Raw genomic sequence first — 23,949 nt, 5'->3', positions numbered from 1 at the left:
GGACCCCAATTGGCGGGGTCCTTTTTTATACGCATGGTATCTAAATCTGTTTAATAACTCTCCGGCCTAATCCAGGCTTCCGTAACATCCAGGTCGCCTAGGCGCTGGGCTATCCAGGGGATATACGCAGCGGGGACCCCGGGGATAACTACCCGGATATAGTTCTCAAACCGTTCAAAGTAGGGGTGGAATCCCGCCGCTACCAGGCGATCAAAAGCTTCTCTGGCATGCAGGGGCAGCAAGTACGATCCTGCCTGCACCCGGAAGATCGTGGTGCTTCCCGGATCGGGCATACGGGGAATGATCCGCGCAGGACCCTTAGCCACCTTAGGCGGCGGAGGCGGGGGCGGCGGAGGTGGCGGCGCACTCACGACAACTGGAGGTGGAGGAGGAGGCGCTACGGGCTCTGGCTCTGGTTCCGGCTCAGCCTCGACAATAACCGGCTCCGGTACAGCGTTCACCCGTTCAAGGATTATCTGGACAGAGCCGTCGCTGGGCACCCCAATGGCTGAAGCGGCGGCGGGGGAAAGATCCACGATCCGGTCAACCGAGGTCGATATACGACCCGTAACGGTTGCAGTTACCTCTTTATTATTCTCCGTATTGGTTACCTTTATCAAAGTACCGATTGGCAAGCTAGGGTGCGCCGCAGTAATCCCACTGGCATCCAGAGTTCCGGTGGCAGCGCCCCGCTGTTTGAAATTCCGGATTTGGGCCTGAGCCGCACACAGGGTAGTAATACTTATACCCAACAAAAGTACTGTTACTAAGCGTTTCATTTTTTTACACCTCTATTTGTATCGCGTTAATATCGTGCGCCTCTGAAACGGCTGGCACTTTGCTTTCGGTTAAGGAATCCTACCCTATACCCGGCGGTAACTGAAACAATATTCCTGGTATACTCAACCCGTCTATCCTTGACCTCGGTATCTCCAAGGTCATTGGCATAACGGAAATCAAAAAAGATGAAACCGTTCCCCCCAACTTTAACCCCAAAATCGATCCCGGCGAGCCACCCGCCAATGGGGGGGGGCACTTTCCGTACCAAGGGGAAGGTTGAGATAGGCGCCTCCGTAGGGCTCCACAAGAAAGGATCTACTGGGCTTTAACACACCCTTTATCAACAGCGGGAAGTTAAATACGGGAGTTTTATAGGTAATATCAATCGGCCCAGGATTTGCTACTGATGGAGGCGGAGTCACACCGCTTGGATATTCTAATTGCTGATAGTCCGCAGTATCCAGACTGAAGTCTGCTTCAAGCTGGACAACCATGAAATCCAGTACCTGAATTCCCGCATCCACCCCAACTTCAATTGTTATCGTCTCCGCATTGGTCTCGTCCCTGCTCGAAGTATAAAACCGGGGGGATACCCCGAATTTTGCACCCAGATATATCCATTTGTTTTTCCAGGAATCGTCATCCGGAACGGCATTAACCAGGTTAACAATGGGGGCCATCCTGCCGGAGTTATTAGAACTATCCGTATCGGTATTGTACACTCGCGGAGGGGGAGGCGGCGGAGCTTCGGTGACAAGGAAGGGGGCGTTGGCAAGCATCTGCCAGACCAGGAAGGGGAGTATCTCGTAGGATTCTTCTACTTTAACGTAAAATAATTCCTGGGTAACCATTTCCCTGCTTTCTTCCACGTTACTCAGGGTTATACTCAGGACATACCCGTCATCCTCCGGAGCAAGGGCGCCACTTATCGAATATATGGCGTCAAGGAGATCGTCGATCAACGCATAACCAGCGGCATTAACTTCCATTTTTAGGTTTTCATCGAAGAAAGCCCGATCCGCCGCAGATCCGCCGCTAATAGGTTCGATATACAAGGTTGTATCTGCCCTATTCTGAGAATATGCCAGAATCGCCGAGGATAAAAGAATTGTAAGACACATGAGCTTTTTCATTTTATATCCAACCCGTCCTAATATAGTTTACCATGATAATTATCGTCAATAATTGTTGTTTTGCCTATAAATTTCTTAACTTTTTCTGAAAAACTCCGATATTATTTTCTGTCCTCCCTCCTTCCAATTAATACCCCGCCTATGTTATGCTGATTTGATATGAAACCTGAAGAGGCGGCGGAAACCCTGATTACGGGAATCCAGCGAATAATCCTGGGAAAGCGGGAATTTCTGGAACTGCTTACCGCCGCAATTCTCGCCAAAGGGCATGTGCTCATCGAAGATAACCCCGGGCTGGGAAAAACCACGGTGGCAAAGACCGTGGCAAAACTGATTGCCGGGGAAGACGGAAACCCCCTGCTTTTTAAACGGATCCAGTTTACCCCGGATCTGCTTCCTTATGATATTACCGGGGTGGACGTATTCGATCCCGAAAGCCGATCCTTCCGGTTCATCCCCGGGCCGGTACTGGCAAACGTAGTATTAGCCGATGAAATCAACCGGACCACTCCAAAAGTTCAATCCGCCCTCCTTGAGGTAATGGCTGAACGGCAGGTAACCATCGGCGCCGCAACCCACTACCCGCCATTACCCTTTTTTGTAATTGCCACCCAGAATCCCATAGAAAGCGAAGGAACTTTTCCCCTGCCAGCGGCCCAGCTGGATCGGTTCATGATGCGTCTTTCCCTAGGTTACCCGGACCGGGAAGCGGAATTATCCATCCTGGAAGAAAACCCTTCGGAAACCACTCTGAATGAGCTGGAACCGGTGCTCACTATAGAAGATTTCCTGGCAGCCCAGGCCGCGGCGGCGGCAATATTCTGCCATCCTTCCCTGAAGGAAGCCATTGCCGACATAGTCCGGGATACCCGCACCCATCGGAGTTTTCTTTTAGGCGCCTCCCCCCGGGCGGCTATCCAGCTCCTGGGGGCGGTCAAGGCCCTGGCCCTGGTCCGGGGCAGGGATTATGTGATTGATGAAGATCTGACTGTCCTGGCGGCGCCGACCCTGGCCCACAGGCTTAAACTGCGGGATCCCCGTTCTCAGGGTGAAAAGCTTATACGGGAGATCTGCCTTGCACGAATCGACAGGATCAAGACCGTCTGATCTGGGAATATTCCTATTCATCCTGACTATCCTGGCTCTTGGGGCAGGAGCCCTGCGGAAGGAGCTTGCCCTGACCTTGGTGGGCGGAGTTTTCCTGGTAGTACTGGCATTCTCCGTCATCGCCGCCCTTATCCTGGGGGGGATACATTCCAAGCGGGCCCGGCTCCTCTCGTCCCGGTTCCTGAATCGGAATATCCCCGCCGGGAAAAACGCCGAGGTCATTTTAAACCGTGATAAGGCGGGGAAGGGCCGTTTTTTCCGCCTCCCGGGGATACTTATCCGCTATGAGATCCGACTTACAACCCGGGATGGCCGGGAGATCCGGCATCTTTTCGACCCCGATGGAAAAGAAGAGGCCTCTTACTCCTTCCCGGTTCCTGAGCGCGGCGCCTATTATGGGGAAGCAGACCGGTTTTTTATCGGCGACATCCTGGGGCTCTTCCGTTTTTATCTACCCCTGCCATCAGACTCATGGTCTGCAGATAAAAGCCCCCGTATTTTGGCCCTGCCCCAGGCTGCGGCGGAACCTATTCCGGTGTACATCCTGTCCGGGGGCGAGTCTCAGCGGCAAAATGTCCGCTACCAGCGTACCGACAACCTGATCGATCACCGGCCCTACGTGCCCGGGGACGATCCCCGGCGGATTAACTGGAAACTGTACGGCCACGCCCCGTCCAACGAGCTTTTTGTCCGGGAGGGCGAGCCCGAACCGCCGCCCCATTCCCGTTTAATCGTCCTGGTGGATACCCTAACCGACCCGGCGCTCTACAGCCCTGCGGCCGGCAGGCGGAGTGTGGACCTGCTCTGCGAAAACGCCCTGGCTATCGCCCTGGAGTACCAGCATCGGGGTATGGAGCTGTCCATCGGCTATACCGGCGGCAGCAGCATCACCGAAGGAACCGGCGCTGAGCTTGCCGAGGCCCTGGCCTATCCTGCAGCGCAACTTTTAACGAAGTTTCCCGCGCAGTCCGCCCAAACGGAACTGCCCGCATCCCCCACCGACCGGGGTATCCTGATCCTCGCCCTGCCCCGGACCACCACCGAAGGCGCCCTGGACCGGTTCTTGAAAAAACAGACCGTGGATCTGGCCTTCCTCTACGAAGATGACAGGCTGGAAGAGGCCGCCCAAACCTGTGTTCGCCTCTACAGCCAGAGAGCAGGGGTCCATGTCCGGCAAATCCGGCTTGGAACTTAAATATTGCCCAGATATGCTTTCCGTATGTTTTCGTCATTCATTAGTTTGTGGGATTCCCCGGACAGGGCAATTCTACCCGTTTCAAGGACATAAGCCCGGTTGGAAATAGACAGGGCCATATTGGCGTTCTGTTCCACCAGGAGGATGGTAACCCCCTGCTTGTTGATTTCCTTTATGAGCTCAAAAATCATCAGGACTAGATTGGGGGCAAGACCCAGGGAGGGTTCGTCCAGGAGCAGGAGTTCCGGCTCACTCATCAGCGCCCGGCCTATGGCAAGCATCTGCTGTTCGCCCCCGGAAAGGGTACCCGCAACCTGGGCTACCCGTTCCTTAAGCCGGGGAAAAAGACCATATACCCGCTGAAAGGCCTCATGTATCTTTGCGGCGCTGTTCTTTTTGGAGTACATTCCCAGCCTAAGATTCTCCTCCACCGTAAGCCCAGGAAATACCTCCCGTCCTTCGGGGGACAAGCTGATCCCACGGTCCACAATTTTGTGAACCGGCATATTGGTAATAGGCCGATCCTTGTAGCTGATGTCGCCGGATCGGGCGGGTACAAGTCCGGTAATACAGCCCAGGGTACTGGTCTTTCCCGCACCATTACTGCCGATGAGGGAAACAATCTCCCCCTGCTGTATTTCCAGGCTGATATCCTTGAGGGCATGTATGTTATCGTAAAAGGCATTCAAATTACTTATTCTGAGCATTCGGAACACTCCCTAAATAGGCCTCAATGACCTTGGGATCATTGGCCACCTGAGACGGCAGTCCTTGGGAGATGACTTTACCGTAATCAAGCACATAAATCCTGTCGGATATATTCATCACCACATTCATATCATGTTCTATCATAAGAATCGTATACCCCTTATCCCGCAGACTAAGAACGAAACGCAGCAGTTCTTCCGATTCCTGGGGATTCATCCCCGCCGCGGGTTCATCCAGCAGGATAAGCCGTGCCCCGGTAGCCAAAGCCCGGGCTATCTCCAGTTTCCGCTGTTCGCCGTAGGGAAGGTTGGCCGCATAGTCGTGTAGGCGGTTCAGGAGACCCACATCCTTAAGAAGATGTACCGCCCTGAGATGATTGGTTCTCTCCTCTCTTTCATAGCGGGGAGTCTTAAACATGGCGTCAAAGAAATTATAATCCACTTTCTGGTGACAGCCTACCAGTACATTTTCCACCACCCGCATTTTTTTAAAAAGCCGGATGTTCTGAAAGGTCCGGGCGATGCCGGCTTTTACAATATCTTGGGGTATTATATTTTGAATAGGAGAATTTTCAAATAGGATTGATCCCTTTTCAATTTTATAGATCCCCGTAAGAATATTAAATATGGTAGTTTTTCCGGCGCCATTCGGGCCGATAAGGCATACGATTTCTCCCGGATCAACAAAAAAACTAACGCCGTCCACCGCTTTGAGTCCACCGAAACTTAAACTAATATCGTTAACTTCCAATAGCGCCATTGTTTACTCCGTCAGAAGATTATCCTTCTCAAGATCCCTACGCATCTTTCCGGTAAAGCGGTAAGGAACCCGGGACTGCCATCCCAGCAAACCCTGGGGACGGAAACGCATCATCAGTACCAAGATAAATCCATACATAATAAAACGATAATTCATAAGGAAACGGGACACCTCAGGAAAAATAATCAGCACCATAGAACCAAAGAACATGCCTCGCATCGTACCCAGCCCCCCCAGTATGGCCAGGCAAATAATCTGGGAGGATACATCAAAGGTAAACGTATTAGGATCGATGTATCCCACCATGGGTGCATAAAAGGCTCCGGCGATTCCGGAAATAAGGGCTGAAAGAAAAAATGCCAGTACCTTATAATGAATAGTCTTTATACCCATCATGGTAGCGGCAATCTCATCTTCCCGAATCGCAATAAATGCCCTGCCTATCTTTGAGTTAATAATGCAGGCGCAGAAAAAAGCTATGATCAGCATAAGAACTATGGCAAGGTAATAAAAGCCGTTATTCGACAGGGTCAGGGTCAATCCAAAAAACACGGGCTTGGGGATATTTCTAATCCCCATGGTTCCGTTGGTTACCGGGTCCCAGTTCTGAATTATCATGCGGACTATTTCACCAAAGCCAAGGGTAACAATGGTAAGATAGGACCCGCTTAGGCGCAGGGTTGGAAGCCCCACAATGAGGCCGCTGGCACCGGCAAAAATAGCGCCGGCGATCATGGAGAACCAGAAATTCATTCCCAAACGCACCATGCACAGGGTACAGGCATAGGCGCCTATGGCATAAAACGCTGCGTTTCCCATGGAAAGCTGTCCGGTATAACCCGCCACAAGATTAAGTGCCAAGGTCAACATTGAAAAAATGTAAATCACCGTGGCGATACGCATGATATAAACGCTGAACCCAAAGAGAGGAAATATCAGCATAAAGAGAATGAGACCACCGATAAAATATACCCGTCTTCGGGTAATGAAAAGTTCTGCCCGGTAAAAGATGCTGCTCTTTTCCACAGCCTATACCTTTATCACATCTTTCTTGCCAAAAATTCCCGCGGGCTTAAAAATAAGCACGATGATGAGAATGATAAAAGCCATGGCATCCCGGTAGTTAGAACCGATATACAGAGCCGCCACACTTTCCATAATACCCACCAGGAGGCCGCCAATAAGCGCCCCGGGAAGACTTCCGATCCCCCCCAGTACCGATGCAGCAAAAGCTTTAAGGCCAATCATAAAGCCCATGCCCGGATATACCACTTGGTAATACCCTGCCACCAGGCCTCCCGCAATCGCCGCAGAAGCGCCGCTCATAAAAAAGGTAGTGGTAATAACACTATTCACATTGATTCCCATAAGGGACGCCGCTTTCTGGTTCTGGGAGGTAGCCCTCATGGCCAAGCCTATTTTTGTTTTATGAACGATGAAGAAAAGCAGCAGGAGCAGTATCAAAGATACACCGAGCATAACAAACTGCCGTGAACTAATCTGGACGCCAAATACCGTAACAAGACCAAAGTTATAAAAATCCGGAAAGGCCTTACGGTGGCTTCCGGAAATCAACACCAGGGTATGCTGAATGATATTTGAAATGCCCAAGGTGGTGACCAGGGCGGCCATGCCCATGGATTTTTTCCGGCGCAGAGGGGCCAGGGCTATTTTGTCTATAAAAATACCGAGGAACCCCGTTACTATTATGGAAACAATAATCCCCAGAACAGGGCCCAAGCCGAAACCAACGACAAAAAACACTACATGAGCGCCGAAGGCATATACAGAACCGTGGGAAAAATTAATAAGCCGGAGGATTCCAAACACCAAGGAATAACCTACCGCGACGAGGGCAAACACCAGACCAAGCGCTAAACCATTAATGATCTGTTGAAATAATATATCCATATTCCCCCCGCCGTTAAGCCATTTATTTCTTGTACTGTACAAACGCTCCGTTTCTTACTACTACCTTCTGAAATACCTTGGCGGCGTCACCACCCTGGTCAAAGGTGGTCCTGCCGGTTACTCCGGGATAATCTATGGCGTTTACCGCGTCCCGTACCTTTTCCCTGTCCAGGGTACCCGCCGCCTTGATTGCCTCGCAAAAGACTCCTATGGAATCGTACGCCTGGGCGGTAAGTGAGGAAGGTTCCATACCATAACGTTTATTAAATTCATCAACAAAGTATTTCACATCCGGATCATTGGATCCGGGGAAGAAACTGACCGACATATAAAGACCCTCAACGGCAGGTCCGGCCAGGTCGATTAACTGCTTGGAGAAGGCGCCCGCTCCACCCAGGAGAATGATGTTGGGATCCATTTCCCGATACTGGCGGGCCAGTGGAGAATAGAGGCTATACTGCCCCAACCCAAGTACCGCCTCGGCGCCGGCGCTGATCATCTTACTGATTGCCGGACGGTGATCATCTGAGGTTTCCTGCACGTACTCAAGCCCCACCAATTCAAGCTTGCCCGTTTCCTGAACCAGCTGCGCCGTAAGGGGACCAGCGGAAGAACCCCAGTCGGTCTTAATGGCGATAATCCCCACCTTCTTTACATTGATATCATTGGCGAGGATATCAACCATGGGGGCTACTTCCTGGGTAAACACCGCGTTATTTCTGAAAATATACTTGCCCGCCTTGGAATAATCCGGGTGAGAGGCGGTAGCAGAAATCTGAATAACCTTATTTTCCTCATAGACCGGAGAAACAGTCATACTGACCCCGGAAGCGAAATGGCCCATAACCCCGATGATCGCCTTATCGCTTACAATTTTTTGGGCGATAGAAGAAGCCTCTTCCGGGGAATTACGATCGTCAAACTGAACCAATTCAATTTGTTTTCCCAAAATTCCACCCGCTTTATTGTACTTCTCCACCATAATCTGAGCGGCAATCCAGGCGCTCTGACCATATTCGGCATAATCGCCGGTCATGGGCATAGCTACGGCAATTTTAATCGTGTCCGCAGCTTTGGAACCACCCTGTTGTCCTCCGGCAAATACCATAGCTGAAGCCATTATTGCCATTAGTACCATCACAATTCGTCTTTTCATTTTAAACTCCTCCTGTTTATGAATGACGTTTTAATCTACTTCTTTTCGACTACCAGTTCACATAATTCGTGGGCGCCATCGGCACTGGTATAGGAGAAGGAACACTTTAGTCCCAGGCCATCGGCGTGAGCATAATCTCCATAACAGGCGATGTCACAGAGATATTTCACCTCATCCTTGGCCAAGCCCATGTCTTCCCAACCCTGTACCATAGCGCATTTGTGATTAAAATGGATCACCGCCTTTTCTTCGTTGATCAATTCTACGGTGTTAGTACCGGCGCAGGTATTATTTACGCCGTTAATGGCAAGCATGATGTCGGAAAAGGTTTTTACCTTCCCATGTTCGCCTTTGGTTCGTGCAACCTTCCTCTCTCCATAACCCCAAAGGGCTTTCTTTGCCCATTTATCAAATTCATCCCTGGGCATCACCTTATAAAAAGCAGCCAGATATTTAGCCCTGTCCATAATGGCGCTTGCTATCATACTCCGGACTTCTTCGTAGGTGTAGGTTTCCTTCTTTCCCGGTCCCGTATTGTTTTCCATACCATTTCTCCTCACTTTTTCTCCCATGAGTATTGCGTATTTTCCCGCCTGAGTCTATACGCCATTTAGGACGTTCCACGTTTGCAAGACGCCTTATTTATGCTACGCTCTAAAAATGGCGATGCCCGATCAATCTGCAAAGTTTCAACGTCTAATCGCCCTCCTTCTCAGGTCCGTAGCCCTCTTCGCTATACTCTGGCAGTTCCGGCTTCTGGCCGCCGATCTGGCGGACACCGCAGTTTACGCCGCCACCCTAATCTTCGCCTTCCTTAGTGCGCTATATCTCACAAAAAAGGTGACAGTCACCTTTTTTGGCGCCCTGATCCTATTTCTCATACCCTGGGCGGCCCGGGCAGGTATCGCCTTACCCCGGTTCTTTATACCCGGTGTTGCCATCACCCTGGATTCCCTGCTCCTCAACCTGGATCGGAACCGCTTTGTCTTCCTGCTTCCCTTCTACTGGGCAGCCTTTTCTACCTACTTTGCCGCCCGGTCCCGCCGTTTTTTGCGGGCCGATATTATCGCCGCGGACGTGCTCCTCCTGGTACTTTACTCCATAGTCCGCAGCTCGGATCTACCCGCTTACCGCTGGCCGGTGCTGATGATAGCCGTTTTTTCCCTCATCATCTTCCTGCAGATCCTTGCGTTTATGCTCTCCCTGCCCCCGGAGTACCGGCTGAAAAAACGGGAAGGGATACTGGGCGGACTGACCCTGTTTATCCTGGTTGTCCTTGGGGGGATGCTCCTGATCCGGCCTTCCCAGGAAGGGGCGGTGGACAAAGGAGGGGGGCTCCTGGAACCGAACATGTTCCACTTCGATTTTTCCCAGGTACTGCGGTTGGAAAGTGAAATCAGCATGAACGACGATCTGGTCTTTATCGTCCGCAAGGATCCCGAGGATGATCATATTTACCTGAGGCGTTACGTACTTTCCGGCTACAACCCCAAACAGGGATTCTACCGCCATGAAACAATTGACGAGGCCGCCCAGCCCCAGCGGCTGCCGGACCGGCGTACCACTCTGGAAGCGGAGCCCATAGAAAATTTTCGCCTTACCAACCAGGAATATTTTCTGGTTAACTTCGATTCCTCCGCCCTGATCGCCTTAAAGGAGCCCGTGGAAATTGTTCCCTTTGACAGCTGGGACGCCTCTTCCTTCAGTTCCGCCTATGCCGTTCAAAGCCAGGCCAGCGAAGTATTGCCCTTCGAGTTGGCGGATGCCATGCCGGAGGAACTTTCGTGGGAAAGTCTGGAACTAAGCCCGGAAGAGTACGCCTACTATACCGAGTATGGCGAAAACGAAAGGATCGCCGAATATGCCCGGGAGCTTACCCAGGGTTTTGCATCCAACTGGGAAAAGATTCAAGTTATATATGAGACCCTGAAATACGGCGATTACCGTTATAGCTTAAAACCGGGGATTGCCCCGGACGGCGATCAGCTTGGTTATTTTCTCTTTGAGACCAAAAGGGGTTACTGCTCCTACTACGCCTTTGCCTTTACCATGCTCCTGCGCTCCCTGGGCATTCCCGCCCGGATCGCTGCGGGCTTTTTTATCGATCCCTCTTTAGATACTTTTAACTATTATCCGGTCCGGTCCGATATGGCCCACGCCTGGGTGGAGGTCCGCTACCCCGGATACGGCTGGATTGAATACGATCCCACCACGGAAAACTTAGCGGAGGACGAGGAATTCCGCTTTTCCTCCGGGGTACCCCAGGATCTGTTTGAACGGCTTATGCGGGAAATCCTGGAAAACCGTTCCCACCTGAATCCCAAGGAAGGCGCCGACGATAATTCCCCCACCACCGTCCTGGGCACACTGGGCCGGAATGTCCGTTCCTTCCTCCGAAACTATTGGCTGCCCCTGGTGATCACCCTGGTGTGTATCATCTTCTTAAGCATACGTACCGGTTTCCTCTGGCTTTCAAAGCTGGCGCGGAAGCCCCGGAAAAAAGCGGCCCTACTCTGGGCACACGCTCTCCGCAGGCTCCGTCTGGCGGGCTATAAACGGGATACCCGGACAAGGGGAGAGGCCGAGTGGACCCGGGATATGGAACCTTCCTTCCCGGGTATCCGGGATCTTTACCAGGGCATAGCCGCCGCCCGTTACGCCCCGGAATATACCGCAGAACAATGGAAAACCCTGGACGGGCAGTACCGCCTATTCTCGGCAAACTACCGGAAACAGGTACCCCGCTGCCGGCGTATCCTCGGCTGGCTCCTGCCGCCCCTGGCTATGGCCGCAAGGAGTGCCAGGCATTATTTGGCGCTGCTTCTTGTGGTCCTGTTAATCCCCCTAAGCGGGGATACGGCACGAGCCCAGGATGACCAGCCCCGGATCGAAAGTACCGAATCCACCCAGCTTTACAACCAAGCCCAGGATGCCCAGCAGGCTGAATTCTGGGAGCGGGCTATCGAGCTATACACCCAGGGGCTAGAACAATTTCCCCTGGAATTCCGATTCCCCTGGGCCCTGGGGCGGCTCTACGAAAGCCGCAAGCTCTACGGACTCGCATGGGAGATCTTCCAGAAAGCGGAAACCCTGACACCCTACGACCCGGATCTTCTGCACGAGATGGCCCTTACCGCGGGGTATCTGAACGAAAACGCCGCAGCCGTGGAGTACCTGGAACGGCTTTTAACCATATCCTCGGACAACCTGGACGCCATAGGCAACCTGGCGTGGATGTACTACAAGCTCCATCGGCTGGGTGAAGGGGAACGGCTCCTCCTGGATGCCCAGAACCGGTTCGGTCCGAGCCCCGATTTCGCCATGACCCTGGGTACCATCTATTCCGAAATGTTCCGGTACGAGGACGCGAAAAAATGGTATTTGGAAGCAATTGAGGGAGGAGAAAATTGGGGGGACCGGGCCTTTGCTTCGGTGGCCCATTACAATCTATCCCTCCTGGAAGCCCGGTTCTACCATTTCCCCGAGTCCCTGGAACGAACCAACGCTTCCCTGGCCTCCCAGAACCGCTCCTCCGGATGGCTGGCCCGGGGGGAACTATACCTCCACCGGTTGGATTTTCCCCGGACCTTTGCGGACTACCAGGAAGCCTACGAAATCGACAACTCCCCTTTGTCCAAGATCAATATGGCCCAGGCTTTCCAAATCGCCGGCCGGCTTGAGGAAGCCCGGCTCTATGCCGAAGACAGCCTTAAGGCACAGGACCTGTCATGGATGATGAACTACGGCATCGATCCGGACCGGTATAAACGGGATCTCCACCAAATCCTCTGGCACACCTATTCCGGGCTGGCGGAAACCCAAGCCCTGAGCCCCTACAGCGGTCTTAGGGATCGTCTCAATAGCTTCGTCCGGCTGCAATACTACCGGTTTAAGTCCGCAGTCCACCGCCATCTCTTCCGGAAGTACAGTCTCCTCTCTGCCCAAGCCTATGGGGCGGAAACGCCGGCGTCAGGAGAACTCCGTCTGGATGCCCTAATCCAGTACTACAACGCCTTTGAGCCCTACCCCCGGCGGGCAAATGTGTATCTCACCATGGCCCGGGATTTTGAGACGCCCCTGATCCCCCAGGCAGCCAATTCCTACGATGGCGAAGCGGGGGCCCTCTTTAAGGACCGGGAACTCCTCCGCCGGACCATCGATGCCTATGACCCAATATGGGAACGGGATATGATAGCCGATACTTATACCGAACTTGCCCTGCTAGCCAAGGGCGCTTCCCGCCGTGACGAACGGCAGGACAGCGCCGAACGGCTCTACGCCCTGAACCGCGGCGCCCTCCGTCAGCAGGGCATTAAACTCCCGGTGGAACTTATCATCGACCCCTTCGGTTCCGACGGCGGCAGGCCTGCCGCAGAAACCCGCCGCATAGAACGGTCCCTCCGCAGGCTGCTCCCCAAGGCGGGCATCCAACCGGCTCCCCTAAGCGAAGGCGCCAATGGCATTCCACCCCGTTTCCGCCTGACCGTCACCATCGGCGCCGACGAGCTCCGCTGTGAACTCTACGACGCCGGCCGGGGCGCTTCCGTATGGCAGCGTCCCATCCCGCTCCCCAAGCTCTCCGCCTGGGAACTCAGCGCCGCCGTCCGCAGCTTGGCTGATACCGCTTTTACCGTGAAGTAACCACGAAGATAGAGAAACCATGGAGGACGCCTGCTGTCCCTACGCTGAATCCGGTTTGAGCCCCGGCATATCCCACTCCGGGGGGATCTTGGCGGGCACGCCCCGGGAATCTACGAAGGCCCAGGTAACCTCTGCCTCGGCGATGATGTCCTCGCCCCGGAGTATGCGCTGGGCGATAATGCCGCTTACCGCGCCCTTCTTGATGGGCCAGGATTTGATGAGGAGCTCGTCCTCCGCTAGGGCGGGCTTTTTGTATTCGATGATGACCTTGGCCACATAGACCCCGTAACCGGCCTTTATCGCCGTGGGGTAATCGAAGCCCACGTCCTTAAGCAGCTGGTACCGGGCGTATTCCAGGTAGTTGAGATAGTTGGCGTTGTTCACATGGCCATAGCTGTCACATTCGTAGGTACGAACCGTTAGGGAACATTCACAAATCATGGTTATTATTATACAATAGGGAAAAATCCTATTCAACGAGGTTAGTATGTTTAAATTTTGCCCATCCTGTGGTTCCCAAAATATTCGATTTGAAGATAACAAAAAATTCCACTGCCCTGACTGTGGATTTTCATATTACCACAATACCGCCGCCGCCACGGGCTGCGTCATTAGTACGGGAGAAGAAATTATCCTCCTGGTTCGGGCCAAGGATCCCGCCAGGGGAAAACTGGATTTGCCCGGCGGCTTTGTGGACCCCGGGGAGGGCGCCTTTGAGGGCCTGCGCCGGGAATGCCGGGAAGAGCTTGGCTGGGACCCGGGGCCGAATTTCACTCTCTTTGCTTCGTTCCCCAACATATACCCCTATAAAAACATCACCTACAATACCTGCGATCTTTTTTTTTCCATCACCGTTCCGGGCCTCAACCCCGGGGATTTCAAGCTGGAGGAGAAAGAGATTGGCGGGCTTCGCTTAGTTAAGCCCGGGGACGTTAAACCGGAGGAGTTGGCTTTTGATTCAACCAGACGGGCAATAAAGGCTTATTTAGAATACATTCACTTGTAATGGGGCATAATATATTGCATAATGATGCAATCTGATGAGTATTTTCCATATTAAGGAGGAAGTTATGAAAAACGCTGCAAAGGTACTATGTCTGGTTCCGCTTATGGCGCTCCTGGCCCTGCCGGTATTTGCCGGGGGCGGAAAGGAAGCCGGAACTGCGGAAGACGTGATCAAAATCGGGGTTTTTGAACCCCTGACCGGGGCATACGCTGCGGGGGGCGCCATGGAGGTCGAAGGTATTCGGCTTGCCAATGAACTGTTCCCAACGGTTGAGGTTAGCGGAAAGACCTATAAGGTGGAACTGGTCATTGCGGATAACAAATCCGACAAGGTTGATGCCGCCAACGCGGTTCAGCGGCTCATCGACCTGGACAAGGTTCAGGTGATCCTGGGTTCCTGGGGTTCTTCGGCGTCCATAGCCGGCGGGGAAATCGTAAAGGACGCGCATATACCGGCAATCGGCCTTTCCTGTACCAATGTCCTGGTTACTGCGGGGAACGATTATTACTTCCGGGTGTGTTTTATTGATCCTTTCCAGGGAACGGTCATGTCCAACTACGCGATTAACGACCTTAAAGCCAAAACCGCCGTTATTGTTCAGGAAGTGTCGAATGACTACTCGGTTGGTCTGGCAAAATTCTTTGTGGATAACTTCAAGGCCCGTACCGGAAACCCCAACGCCATATTGGCTACGGTGAACTATACCACCGGGGATCAGGACTTCAGCGCCCAGCTTACCAGCATCCGCTCACTAAACCCGGATGTTATTTTTGCACCGGGCAACTATACCGAATCCGCTCTGGTAATCCAACAAGCCCGATCCCTGGGCATCACGGCTCCCTTTATCGGCGGTGATACCTGGGAGACACCGGAATTCATAGACGTGGGCCGGGAATATGTTGAAGGGGCGGTATTTTCCTCCTTCTTCAGCTCCGAATATGCCGCTTCCCCGGTGGCGGAATCCTTCCTGAAGGAATACCGCGCCCGGTACAACAAGGATCCCGCTGCGGTAACCGCACTGGGCTATGACGGCTATCTGGTTGCCCTGGACGCTATCAAACGCGCTGGTTCCGTAGACCCGGAAGCTATCCGGAACGCTATTGCGAAAACCCAGGGCTTCGTAGGCGCCGCCGGGACCGTTACCTTGGACGCCAACGGGGATGCCACGAAGAGCGCATTCCTCAAGGTTGTTAAGGGCGGAAAATTCGCGTTCCAGACCATTATTAATCCCTAGATCGTAGAAAAGGACAGGGCTCATGAACTTTGATGTGTTTCTGCAGCATATTTCCAACGCCCTGTCCCTGGGCAGTCTCTACGCCCTCATCGCCATCGGCTACACCATGGTGTACGGTATACTCCGGCTCATCAACTTTGCCCATGGCGATGTGTTTATGCTCGGCGGCTATATCGCCTTTTACGCGGTTACGGTCTTTTTCATGCCCTGGTGGGTCGGCTTTATTGTAGCCTTCGGACTCACGGGGATCTTCGGCATAGGCCTGGAACGGGTGGCCTACAAACCCCTGCGGAATTCCCCCAAGATTTCCATTATGATAAGCGCCATCGGCGCATCCTTCCTGCTGGAAAACCTGGCCACGGTAATCTTCGGCGGGCGGCCCAAGGGCTTCCCGGTACCGGAGCTTTTTAACCATGTTGCCCACATCGGCAGTGTTTCTGTGGCCTACATCAGCCTCTTTATCCCGGTACTTACCGCAGCATTACTCACGATACTGCTTATCATCGTACTCAAAACAAAGACCGGCATGGCCATGCGGGCGGTTTCCACGGATCTGTCCGCAGCACGGCTTATGGGCATTGATGTAAACCGGATCGTCTCGTTCACCTTCGGCGCCGGTTCGGTATTAGCCGCCATCGGCGGGGTCATGTGGGCCGTCAAGTACCCTCAGCTTAACCCCACCATGGGGATGATTCCCGGGCTCAAATGTTTTATCGCCGCGGTTATCGGCGGAATCGGCAATATCTCCGGAGCCGTCCTGGGGGGTCTCCTCCTGGGCTTTATCGAGATCATGATCATCGCCTTCCTCCCCACCCTTACGGGCTACCGGGACGCCTTTGCCTTTGTGTTACTTATCTTTGTGCTCATGGTAAAGCCCTCGGGTCTCCTGGGCAGAAACCAGGTAGAAAAGGTATAGGGAGCGGCGGATGATCCTGGACAAAAAGCAAAACCGTACCGTAAGTATCATCGCCCTCATCCTGGTTGTCGGCTTTATCATTCTGGCGGACAGGGTATTTAATTCTTTTTCCCGAAGGATCTTCAATCTCTGCGGAATCTACATTATTCTTGCGCTCTCCCTCAATCTGCTTAACGGCTTTACCGGACTTTTTTCCCTGGGCCATTCGGGTTTCATGGCCATTGGCGCCTATGTAAGCGCCCTCCTTACCATGAGTCCTGCCCAGAAAAGCATGAATTATTTTATGACCCCCATCGTTCCCATCCTGGCGAATGTGGAGCTTCCCTTTATCCCCGCCCTTATCATCGCCGGCCTTACGGCAGCCCTGGCGGGTTTCCTCATCGGCACACCGGTACTGCGGCTCCGGGATGACTATCTGGCCATCGCCACCCTGGGCTTCTCTGAGATAATCCGGGTGGTGCTCACCAACCTTCAATCAGTAACCAACGGCGCCCTGGGCCTTAAGGGGCTGCCGAAATATGCAAATACCTATATGATTTGGGCCTTAGCGTTCCTAACGGTGATCTTCATGATTGCGCTTATAAACTCTGCCTTTGGCCGGGCCTGCAAAGCGGTTCGGGATAACGAAATAGCCGCCCAAGCCATGGGCATCCACGTTGCCCGGGTAAAAATCCTCAGTTTTACTATTTCCAGCTTTATAGCCGGCATAGGCGGCGCCCTCCTGGGCCACCTGATGAATACTATTGACCCCAAGATGTTCACCTTCAGCCTAACCTATAACATCCTGCTCATCGTGGTCCTTGGGGGTAACGGCAGCATCACCGGATCGGTAATTGCCGCACTTATCGTAACGATCTCCATGGAGGCCCTCCGTTTCCTGGACGGCCCTCTAAACCTGCTGTTTTTCCGGACCCAGGGTCTCCCGGGCCTCCGTATGGTGGTATTCAGCGCCCTCCTTTTGCTGGTGGTGATCTACCGCCAGGAAGGCCTTATGGGGAAAAAGGAATTTTCCTGGAACCGCATCCTTGATACCGGGCCAATAAAAAAACTCCTGGGCCGTGGAGGCGCGTAATGCTGGAAACCAACAACATTACCATGCAGTTCGGCGGCCTCACCGCGGTATCCGACTTTTCTATCACCGTGGCGGACGGCGAAATTGTGGGACTCATCGGCCCTAACGGCGCGGGGAAAACCACGGCCTTTAACGTAATTACCGGGGTATATACGCCCACCAAGGGAACCATTCTATTCAACGGAAAAAACATTGCCGGTAAACAGCCACATAAGATCACCGGCACGGGTATAGCCAGGACCTTTCAGAATATCCGCCTCTTCCATGAGATGACGGTGCTGGAAAACCTTCTGGTAGCCTGTAACCTCCGGGAAAAACCCAATCTCTTTGAATCGGTGCTGCACCTTCCCGGCTATATGGAAAAGGAAAAAAAGGCCCGGGACTTTTCGTTAAACCTGTTGGAATCGGTGGGACTCCTTGATAACGCCAATGACAACGCAGTATCCCTGCCATACGGCAAACAGCGCCGCCTGGAAATAGTCCGCGCCCTGGCCACCGAGCCAAGCCTGCTGCTCCTGGACGAACCCGCCGCGGGGATGAACCCCCAGGAATCCCAGGAGCTGATGGAATTTATTGTGGGCATCCGGGACAAATTCAAGATCTCAGTATTACTGATAGAACATCACATGCAGGTAGTGATGGGCATCTGCAATTGGCTCTACGTGCTTGACTACGGCATTACCATCGCCAAGGGCGCCCCCGCGGAGATACGGAAAAATCAGAAGGTCATCGACGCCTACCTGGGGGTGGATTAATTGCTTAAACTGGAAAACCTTTCGGTATACTACGGCGGCATCCACGCCCTGCGGGGCATCGACATAGCGGTTGAAGACGGCAAAATCATCACCCTCATCGGCGCCAACGGTGCAGGCAAAAGTACCATGCTCAACAGTATCGTTGGCCTGGTAAAAAGCGCCTCGGGCAAAATCCTTTGGAACGGCCAGGATATTACCGGCCGGGATACCAAGGACATAGTCTCCCTGGGTCTGGTGATGATCCCCGAGGGCCGCCACGTATTTCCCAACCTGACGGTGGAAGAAAATATCCGCCTGGGCGCCTATTCCCGCAGCGACAAACCGGGCATCAAAAAAGACCGCGACCGCTGCTACACCCTCTTCCCCCGGCTCAAGGAGCGGGCTCGCCAGCACGCCGGTACCCTGAGCGGCGGTGAACAGCAGATGCTCGCCGTAGCCCGGGGCCTCATGGCAAGCCCAAAACTCCTCATGCTGGACGAACCTTCCCTGGGCCTGGCCCCCCTAGTTTCCCGCATGATCTTCGAAATCGTCCGGGAAATAAACAAAAATGGTACCACCGTATTGCTGATAGAGCAGAACGCCCACGCCGCGCTGGAAATAGCAGACTACGCCTACGTCCTGGAGACAGGGGTAATCACCATGCAGGACACGGGGGCGGCGTTGTTGAATAATGAGGGGATTAAGAAGGCTTACTTGGGCGAGGGGTGAGCTTTACACCTAAAGGACGGTTCCATTTCGTCTTGCTGCCGTTTCGGGATCCTGTAATGAATCCGCCACGGTTCTCCAGTTTGAAACGGAGTGCTTAACAGTATTAAGAATAGATTCCGCTTTTTCTGAAGATAGCCTGAAATAGGGAATAACGCTTAGGGCAAGGTCAAAATCAAGGGTATTATCAGATTCTGAAATGTTGAGTTTTAACCCAACACCGTTTTCGTCGGGGTTCATATCAAAGGCCAGGGACAGTATCCATCCTGCGGGGCTAAGAAGAAAGCCGTGATTACGGAGATGATCATCACAGTTTGAAACAGCGATATTAAAAAACATACGCCCGATAGCAATACGGTCCTTGGCTTTCCCATTATGTTTATTAGTATAAGCTATAATACGTATATTTGTCCAGATATGTGAACATTGATAATTGAATCAAATGTTATAATACACTAACAAAATAGACAAATAAAAAGACCCGTTTCCGGCTCTAATTGTATGTGGTTATGTGCAGTTTTTCTGCTTTATTCAATTAACGGTTTTATTATTTCAGCCCATTCTTCATACCCTAATTGGCTTAAATGTAACCCGCTAGAATCTCCATATTTTTCTTCCAAAACATTATTTACAGATAATTTTGTGTTAATATCTATAAATTCAACACCATATTCAACTGCAATTTTTTCCAGTTCAATATTAGTTTTTTCAACTTTTTTATTTATTGTTTTCCAATTAGTTTTATTTTTTCCACCTATATGATTAATATAATAATTATGTCCCAAATGTAATATAGATTGAACAATTATTTTTATATTATGTTGTTTCAGTTCCTGAATAATTCTTTTATAATTTTGTATTACATATTCAATAGAACGATTTCCCTGGAAATCATTTATTCCAATCATCAGAAAACACTTTTTAGGATTCAAATAGTAAATATCCACAAGCCTGTTTAACACTCCATCGGTCGAATCACCATTAATACCAAGATTGGCAACTTTTCTATTATTGAATATTTCGTTCCATCTTCCCGCATTGGTAATGGAATCACCTACCATTACAATATCAAAATTATCACGATCATATGTTAACGATATAATATTGTTTATACTGTATAAGGGATAAATTTTTAGAACATGTAAATCTATTATCCCCAATTTTTTTAATACTTTTTGTGGAACCCGATACCGAAATGAAATAATTACCAAAAAGACTAATGTTATTATGTTAGTCATTATTAGAAAAGCGTAAGTATTGTTTGCTATTTGTTGATTCATTTTACCAGAAAATCTCTATTTTGTCCAAGTGAGTAGGTCCTATTTCATTTCCTTTTGTATCAGGACGGTTAATCCGTTGGTTGCCTGTCGGAGATCGGTGTGCCCAGGCCGTATGCATAGTTTTACTGCGCTCAAATCAAAAATCATAGTTACCAGCCAAGACCTTCTATAACCTCTCGTAGGTCGTTCTGGTTTATTGCGATCGATATATGTATTCTGATATCACCTTTTTCAATGAGAATTTTAGGGGTATGCTGAATTTGTTCCGTCATCTGAGAATTCACCTCAACAAATCTTGGAGCTGGTTCTTCTGCCGGACCACAAATCCGCTTTATCCAATTTTTTAAGGTCATTGGGCTTAATCCGTTTGCCCTTAAATTAGCTCTTTGTTAAACCGTAGGCCAACGTTTAAGAAAACTCTTAGTACCATAATGTATCGGCATTATCGACCAATAAGCAGAGCAACGGAGATAGAGGTAGTAATGATAGACAAGATCGTAGTTATCACCGGGGCATACTGGTTAAAGTAATACAACCCCGCATTGGTCCGGGCGGTTATGGTCGTTTCCGGGGTTATTACATCGGTCTTGCTCATCCGTCTCCCCGTTAAATCTTTTATTTCCACCGAGTCAGATGAATTCCGTTCTTTCACAAACCCTCCGGCCAAGGCTACATAGTAATCCCATCCCCGGTCCGGTATGTATGGGTACCTATCAGGTTTTACTACCGCGCCGGCTACGGTCACAAAATACTGCCTAAAGGGAATGATAAGCACATCGTTTCTTTCCACAAAATACTGGCTTTGATAATTCGAGTCATAGAGTATGGGGTTAATATTCAAGGGGATCCGCTCCTCCCCCCGTATTATATACGCATGTTGGGTATCCGAAATTGCCGTAAACCAGGATGAATTCCGCTGCAACAGGGACGCGTAATTCTCCCCCTGGTTAAACTGGACCGTTATTCTGTTTGAGGCGTTGCTCTGAGCCGTTGCCAGGGCATTTTGCAGTCGCTGCTGACCGGTGTTTTCCTGCACCGCCCCCTCCACAAACATTACCGGCTCCAAATCCATAATCGATGGCACCATAACCGCGTCAAAGTGTTTCAGGGGATAGTTTTCACTTATATTCTGTTTAGAAAGATATAGCTTATCCCCCGAATCAGCTTCCGCGTCAACAAACCGGACCAATTCTACCCTGCTGGGATCCGCGGTGGGCGTTAAGCCTGAGGCATACCGGGTAATCAAATCCGACAGATTCTCCCCCGGCAGTAACTGGTACGCGCCGGGCCGCTCTACGGAACCCGTAATAGTAACCACCCTATCAATCCGGTTAATCCGGATAGCATCTCCTGGCCGGAGGTACGGGTCTTGGGATAAGTCCCCGTCCCGCTGGGCTTTGAAGAGATCGCAGGCCCGGCGCTGCCCGGATGAGGAAGTAATCGTAATATCACGGATTGATGAATATGCCGTCAGAAGGTTATTGTCATCCAAAAGCGACGACAACCGGGCCAAAGCCCAGGCTGTCTGCTCCTGAGCGACATTGACCTCGCCGGCAATGGACACCTTAAAAAGGGAGGGCCGGGTTATGACCAGCTGCGCCCCACTCAGCGGATAGTTGTTTGAAACCACGGTTTCCACTTCCGTCTTTAGCTGTTGGAAGGTTCTCCCGGCAGCATTGATAACCCCCAGGTTAGATACCCGGACACGATAAGAGTTGTCAACGGTAATAACATAGGTAACCGATTGGGTTCCGGCGGCGTAGGCCAAAGTATACACATCACCGGCGGTTACCCGGTAGTCGGCGCTTGACATGGCAAGCTGTGCGTTCCGGGCTAGCAGCGTCGTGTTGCTAAGCTGGGCAGCCTGCTGAGACGACTCCTGCTGAGACTCCTGCGCGAAGACAACAACCGTTACAAACAGTAGCCAGAGGGCTATACGCTTCATGCTTTTTTCCTCCGGAGTTTCGCCATGGCTTCGGGGTCTTTCCTAAGGTTTAAAATTGCGTTAAGGACAAAGGCGAGGAAAACCGAGCCGAAGCCTGCCCCAAGGGTGACCATCATACACAGCTTGCCCCGATTGGGGCCAGATTTCTGGTCCGGGATTTCCGCGAGCTCCAGAACCTGAAACATTGGGCTCTCGCTGGCCATGCTTACCTTAAGCAGCTCATATTGCGTTTTGAGCTGGGTGTATACCTGCTGCTGCGCCCGTAATTCCAAGGAAATCCGGTTCAATTCCATGGAAATAGAGGGCATTGTTGCTCCGCTAAAACCACGCTGAACTGACTGCTCCAGCCGCTGGGTCTCCAATTCCAGATTTTGAATTTCCTCATACGTGTTTTGAATGTTTTTTTCCAGATTTTCTTTTTCCAATTTATTTTTGTCCAAGCCGAGCTCGTTAAAGCGGTTTTCCAAATAATCAACGCAATAATTCACTACCTGCTGGGCAAACACCGGGTCCCGGTTGGTAAAAGCAATACTGAACACGCCACTCCGTGACTCATAGGCAGCCTTCAAGCTTGACTTAACCCTTTTGCGGCTTCTGGCTTTAGGCGATTTCTTTATTTTATATTTAGTGATAAGATCAAACTCGTCAACCACCGAATCAAGCAGAGAATTGGTGCCCACAAGATATTCCGCAAGTGCGCTGAAGCTTGAGCCTGATGGCAGTCTGACTCCGGCGAGGGCAGCCATACCGCCCAATCCGCTGGAGTTGAGCATGGATGACAGGCTTCCTCCCCCGGAAGAATTGGTATTGTTGATGAGCATCAGCGCCTTAGGCGTGTACACATTGGGACGGTATGATTTTTCGGGTGGCAGCTTAATCGAAATGACCGCATAGATTACCACCCCTATCGCCGCCAGAAAGGTGATGACAATTATCATTATTTTCCATCGCCAGAGAACCGCGAAGAGATCAATAAGACTGATTTCGTCTTCCTCTTGTTTTATTTCATCGCTCATACATAATCCTTGTTTTCATTAATTAATTCCGTTCTAAATAGTCTTTATATGCGATTTTGATTCCGTCCTCTAAGGACGTTTCGGGCGTATACCCAAGCGCGGAAAGCCGGGATATGTCCAACAACTTTTTTGGCGTCCCGTTTGGCTTTGAGACGTCCCATTCAATTGCACAGGTACGGGGAGAAGCATCCGCATAGACAATGCCGCGGATAACTTCGGCAAGTTCTTTTATGGTTAAATCACGCCCAATCCCAATGTTGACAAAATCCCCGGTGGAATGACGCAGATCCTCTGCATTGCAGCGCTCCATAAGATACACCACCGCCTCGGCAAGATCATCGCTATATAAAAACTCGCGGCAGGGAGAACCGTCTCCCCACAGGACGATCCTGTCGGCGCCTGAAATCTTTGCCTCGTGAAACTTGCGAATCATTGCGGGAAGCACATGGGAGTTAGACAGGTCATAATTATCCCCCGGGCCATACAGGTTTGTCGGCATTGCAGAAAGAAAATTCGTCCCATATTGCTTATTGTAGGTGGCGCACAGCTTTATGGTGCTGATTTTTGCCAGGGCATAGGCGTCGTTGGTCGGCTCCAGTTCATCGGTTAAAAGATATTCCTCTTTCAAGG

24 protein-coding genes are annotated in these 23,949 nt (G+C 51.5%); 9 read left to right on the top strand and 15 right to left on the bottom strand.

Going from position 1 to position 23,949, the window contains the following annotated elements; genetic code table 11:
• Nucleotides 1-50: 50 nt before the first annotated feature.
• Both TPRIMZ1_RS0117955 and TPRIMZ1_RS0117950 read right to left on the bottom strand, forming a co-directional pair.
• Nucleotides 51-779, bottom strand: a complete 729-nt coding sequence (locus TPRIMZ1_RS0117955) for a septal ring lytic transglycosylase RlpA family protein (protein ID WP_010263959.1) — start codon at nucleotides 777-779, stop codon at nucleotides 51-53.
• Nucleotides 780-986: 207 nt separating this feature from the next.
• On the bottom strand, nucleotides 987-1,913 hold the full coding sequence (locus tag TPRIMZ1_RS0117950) for a hypothetical protein (protein ID WP_100217130.1): 927 nt from the start codon (nucleotides 1,911-1,913) through the stop codon (nucleotides 987-989).
• A 159-nt stretch (nucleotides 1,914-2,072) separates the two neighbouring features.
• On the opposite strand from TPRIMZ1_RS0117950, the gene TPRIMZ1_RS0117945 reads away from it, so the two are divergent.
• Complete coding sequence (locus TPRIMZ1_RS0117945; protein WP_010263956.1) at nucleotides 2,073-3,020, top strand: AAA family ATPase; 948 nt, start codon at nucleotides 2,073-2,075, stop codon at nucleotides 3,018-3,020.
• A complete protein-coding gene (locus TPRIMZ1_RS0117940) occupies nucleotides 2,989-4,215 on the top strand; it encodes a DUF58 domain-containing protein (protein ID WP_010263954.1) in 1,227 nt (408 codons plus the stop codon). The genes TPRIMZ1_RS0117945 and TPRIMZ1_RS0117940 overlap by 32 nt, the downstream gene beginning before the upstream one ends.
• Here TPRIMZ1_RS0117940 and TPRIMZ1_RS0117935 read toward each other — a convergent pair.
• From TPRIMZ1_RS0117935 to TPRIMZ1_RS19925, 6 genes are read right to left on the bottom strand one after another with little or no spacing between them, the layout of a single operon-like run.
• Nucleotides 4,212-4,922, bottom strand: a complete 711-nt coding sequence (locus tag TPRIMZ1_RS0117935; protein WP_010263952.1) for an ABC transporter ATP-binding protein — start codon at nucleotides 4,920-4,922, stop codon at nucleotides 4,212-4,214. The genes TPRIMZ1_RS0117940 and TPRIMZ1_RS0117935 overlap by 4 nt on opposite strands.
• Complete coding sequence (locus TPRIMZ1_RS0117930; RefSeq protein ID WP_010263950.1) at nucleotides 4,906-5,682, bottom strand: ABC transporter ATP-binding protein; 777 nt, start codon at nucleotides 5,680-5,682, stop codon at nucleotides 4,906-4,908. Before TPRIMZ1_RS0117930 ends, TPRIMZ1_RS0117935 begins: the two co-directional genes overlap by 17 nt.
• 3 nt (nucleotides 5,683-5,685) lie before the next feature.
• The gene (locus TPRIMZ1_RS0117925) at nucleotides 5,686-6,708 is read right to left on the bottom strand and encodes a branched-chain amino acid ABC transporter permease (protein ID WP_010263948.1); all 1,023 of its coding nucleotides are present in this window, start codon (nucleotides 6,706-6,708) and stop codon (nucleotides 5,686-5,688) included.
• 3 nt (nucleotides 6,709-6,711) lie between these two features.
• Entirely contained in the window at nucleotides 6,712-7,593 is an 882-nt protein-coding gene (locus TPRIMZ1_RS0117920; protein WP_010263945.1) for a branched-chain amino acid ABC transporter permease, read from the bottom strand.
• A 22-nt stretch (nucleotides 7,594-7,615) separates the two neighbouring features.
• The gene (locus TPRIMZ1_RS0117915; protein WP_010263944.1) at nucleotides 7,616-8,749 is read right to left on the bottom strand and encodes an ABC transporter substrate-binding protein; all 1,134 of its coding nucleotides are present in this window, start codon (nucleotides 8,747-8,749) and stop codon (nucleotides 7,616-7,618) included.
• Nucleotides 8,750-8,784: 35 nt separating this feature from the next.
• A complete protein-coding gene (locus TPRIMZ1_RS19925) occupies nucleotides 8,785-9,294 on the bottom strand; it encodes an L-2-amino-thiazoline-4-carboxylic acid hydrolase (RefSeq protein ID WP_010263941.1) in 510 nt (169 codons plus the stop codon).
• A 121-nt stretch (nucleotides 9,295-9,415) separates the two neighbouring features.
• Here TPRIMZ1_RS19925 and TPRIMZ1_RS0117905 point away from each other — a divergent pair, with 121 nt between their 5' ends.
• Nucleotides 9,416-13,390: a transglutaminase domain-containing protein gene (locus TPRIMZ1_RS0117905; protein ID WP_232616877.1), complete on the top strand. Its 3,975-nt coding sequence runs from the start codon at nucleotides 9,416-9,418 to the stop codon at nucleotides 13,388-13,390.
• Between the two features lie 39 nt (nucleotides 13,391-13,429).
• Here TPRIMZ1_RS0117905 and TPRIMZ1_RS0117900 read toward each other — a convergent pair whose 3' ends face one another.
• Nucleotides 13,430-13,831, bottom strand: a complete 402-nt coding sequence (locus TPRIMZ1_RS0117900) for an acyl-CoA thioesterase (protein ID WP_026043802.1) — start codon at nucleotides 13,829-13,831, stop codon at nucleotides 13,430-13,432.
• Between the two features lie 46 nt (nucleotides 13,832-13,877).
• Here TPRIMZ1_RS0117900 and TPRIMZ1_RS0117895 point away from each other — a divergent pair, with 46 nt between their 5' ends.
• The 6 genes from TPRIMZ1_RS0117895 to TPRIMZ1_RS0117870 all read left to right on the top strand — a co-directional run bounded on the left by TPRIMZ1_RS0117895 (nucleotide 13,878) and on the right by TPRIMZ1_RS0117870 (nucleotide 19,081).
• Entirely contained in the window at nucleotides 13,878-14,396 is a 519-nt protein-coding gene (locus TPRIMZ1_RS0117895) for an NUDIX domain-containing protein (protein WP_010263936.1), read from the top strand.
• A gap of 64 nt (nucleotides 14,397-14,460) precedes the next feature.
• Nucleotides 14,461-15,630 (top strand): ABC transporter substrate-binding protein, encoded by a 1,170-nt coding sequence (locus TPRIMZ1_RS0117890; protein ID WP_010263934.1) that lies wholly within the window; start codon nucleotides 14,461-14,463, stop codon nucleotides 15,628-15,630.
• Nucleotides 15,631-15,652: 22 nt separating this feature from the next.
• Complete coding sequence (locus TPRIMZ1_RS0117885; protein WP_010263932.1) at nucleotides 15,653-16,546, top strand: branched-chain amino acid ABC transporter permease; 894 nt, start codon at nucleotides 15,653-15,655, stop codon at nucleotides 16,544-16,546.
• A gap of 10 nt (nucleotides 16,547-16,556) precedes the next feature.
• Nucleotides 16,557-17,618 carry a branched-chain amino acid ABC transporter permease gene (locus tag TPRIMZ1_RS0117880; protein WP_010263930.1) on the top strand — a complete coding sequence of 354 codons (1,062 nt, stop codon included), beginning with the start codon at nucleotides 16,557-16,559 and terminating at the stop codon, nucleotides 17,616-17,618.
• Entirely contained in the window at nucleotides 17,618-18,373 is a 756-nt protein-coding gene (locus TPRIMZ1_RS0117875) for an ABC transporter ATP-binding protein (protein WP_010263929.1), read from the top strand. Before TPRIMZ1_RS0117880 ends, TPRIMZ1_RS0117875 begins: the two co-directional genes overlap by 1 nt.
• The gene (locus TPRIMZ1_RS0117870; RefSeq protein ID WP_010263927.1) at nucleotides 18,374-19,081 is read left to right on the top strand and encodes an ABC transporter ATP-binding protein; all 708 of its coding nucleotides are present in this window, start codon (nucleotides 18,374-18,376) and stop codon (nucleotides 19,079-19,081) included.
• Nucleotides 19,082-19,090: 9 nt separating this feature from the next.
• Here TPRIMZ1_RS0117870 and TPRIMZ1_RS0117865 read toward each other — a convergent pair whose 3' ends face one another.
• From TPRIMZ1_RS0117865 to TPRIMZ1_RS0117840, 6 genes are all read right to left on the bottom strand, one after another.
• Nucleotides 19,091-19,417, bottom strand: coding sequence for a HipA domain-containing protein (locus tag TPRIMZ1_RS0117865; RefSeq protein ID WP_010263925.1), 327 nt, complete (start codon nucleotides 19,415-19,417; stop codon nucleotides 19,091-19,093).
• Nucleotides 19,418-19,605: 188 nt separating this feature from the next.
• Nucleotides 19,606-20,358, bottom strand: coding sequence for a GDSL-type esterase/lipase family protein (locus TPRIMZ1_RS19540; protein WP_081503701.1), 753 nt, complete (start codon nucleotides 20,356-20,358; stop codon nucleotides 19,606-19,608).
• A 149-nt stretch (nucleotides 20,359-20,507) separates the two neighbouring features.
• On the bottom strand, nucleotides 20,508-20,711 hold the full coding sequence (locus TPRIMZ1_RS0117855; protein WP_010263920.1) for a hypothetical protein: 204 nt from the start codon (nucleotides 20,709-20,711) through the stop codon (nucleotides 20,508-20,510).
• A gap of 89 nt (nucleotides 20,712-20,800) precedes the next feature.
• Nucleotides 20,801-22,303, bottom strand: coding sequence for an SLBB domain-containing protein (locus tag TPRIMZ1_RS0117850; protein ID WP_010263919.1), 1,503 nt, complete (start codon nucleotides 22,301-22,303; stop codon nucleotides 20,801-20,803).
• A complete protein-coding gene (locus TPRIMZ1_RS0117845; protein WP_010263917.1) occupies nucleotides 22,300-23,319 on the bottom strand; it encodes a Wzz/FepE/Etk N-terminal domain-containing protein in 1,020 nt (339 codons plus the stop codon). The genes TPRIMZ1_RS0117850 and TPRIMZ1_RS0117845 overlap by 4 nt, the downstream gene beginning before the upstream one ends.
• A gap of 22 nt (nucleotides 23,320-23,341) precedes the next feature.
• Nucleotides 23,342-23,949, bottom strand: a 608-nt coding sequence (locus TPRIMZ1_RS0117840) for an NAD-dependent epimerase/dehydratase family protein (protein WP_026043801.1), incomplete at its 5' end; no start/stop codon positions are given.

The organism is Treponema primitia ZAS-1 (assembly GCF_000297095.1).
Classification (GTDB): domain Bacteria; phylum Spirochaetota; class Spirochaetia; order Treponematales; family Breznakiellaceae; genus Termitinema; species Termitinema primitia_A.
This window is presented reverse-complemented; position numbering and strand designations above follow the sequence as displayed.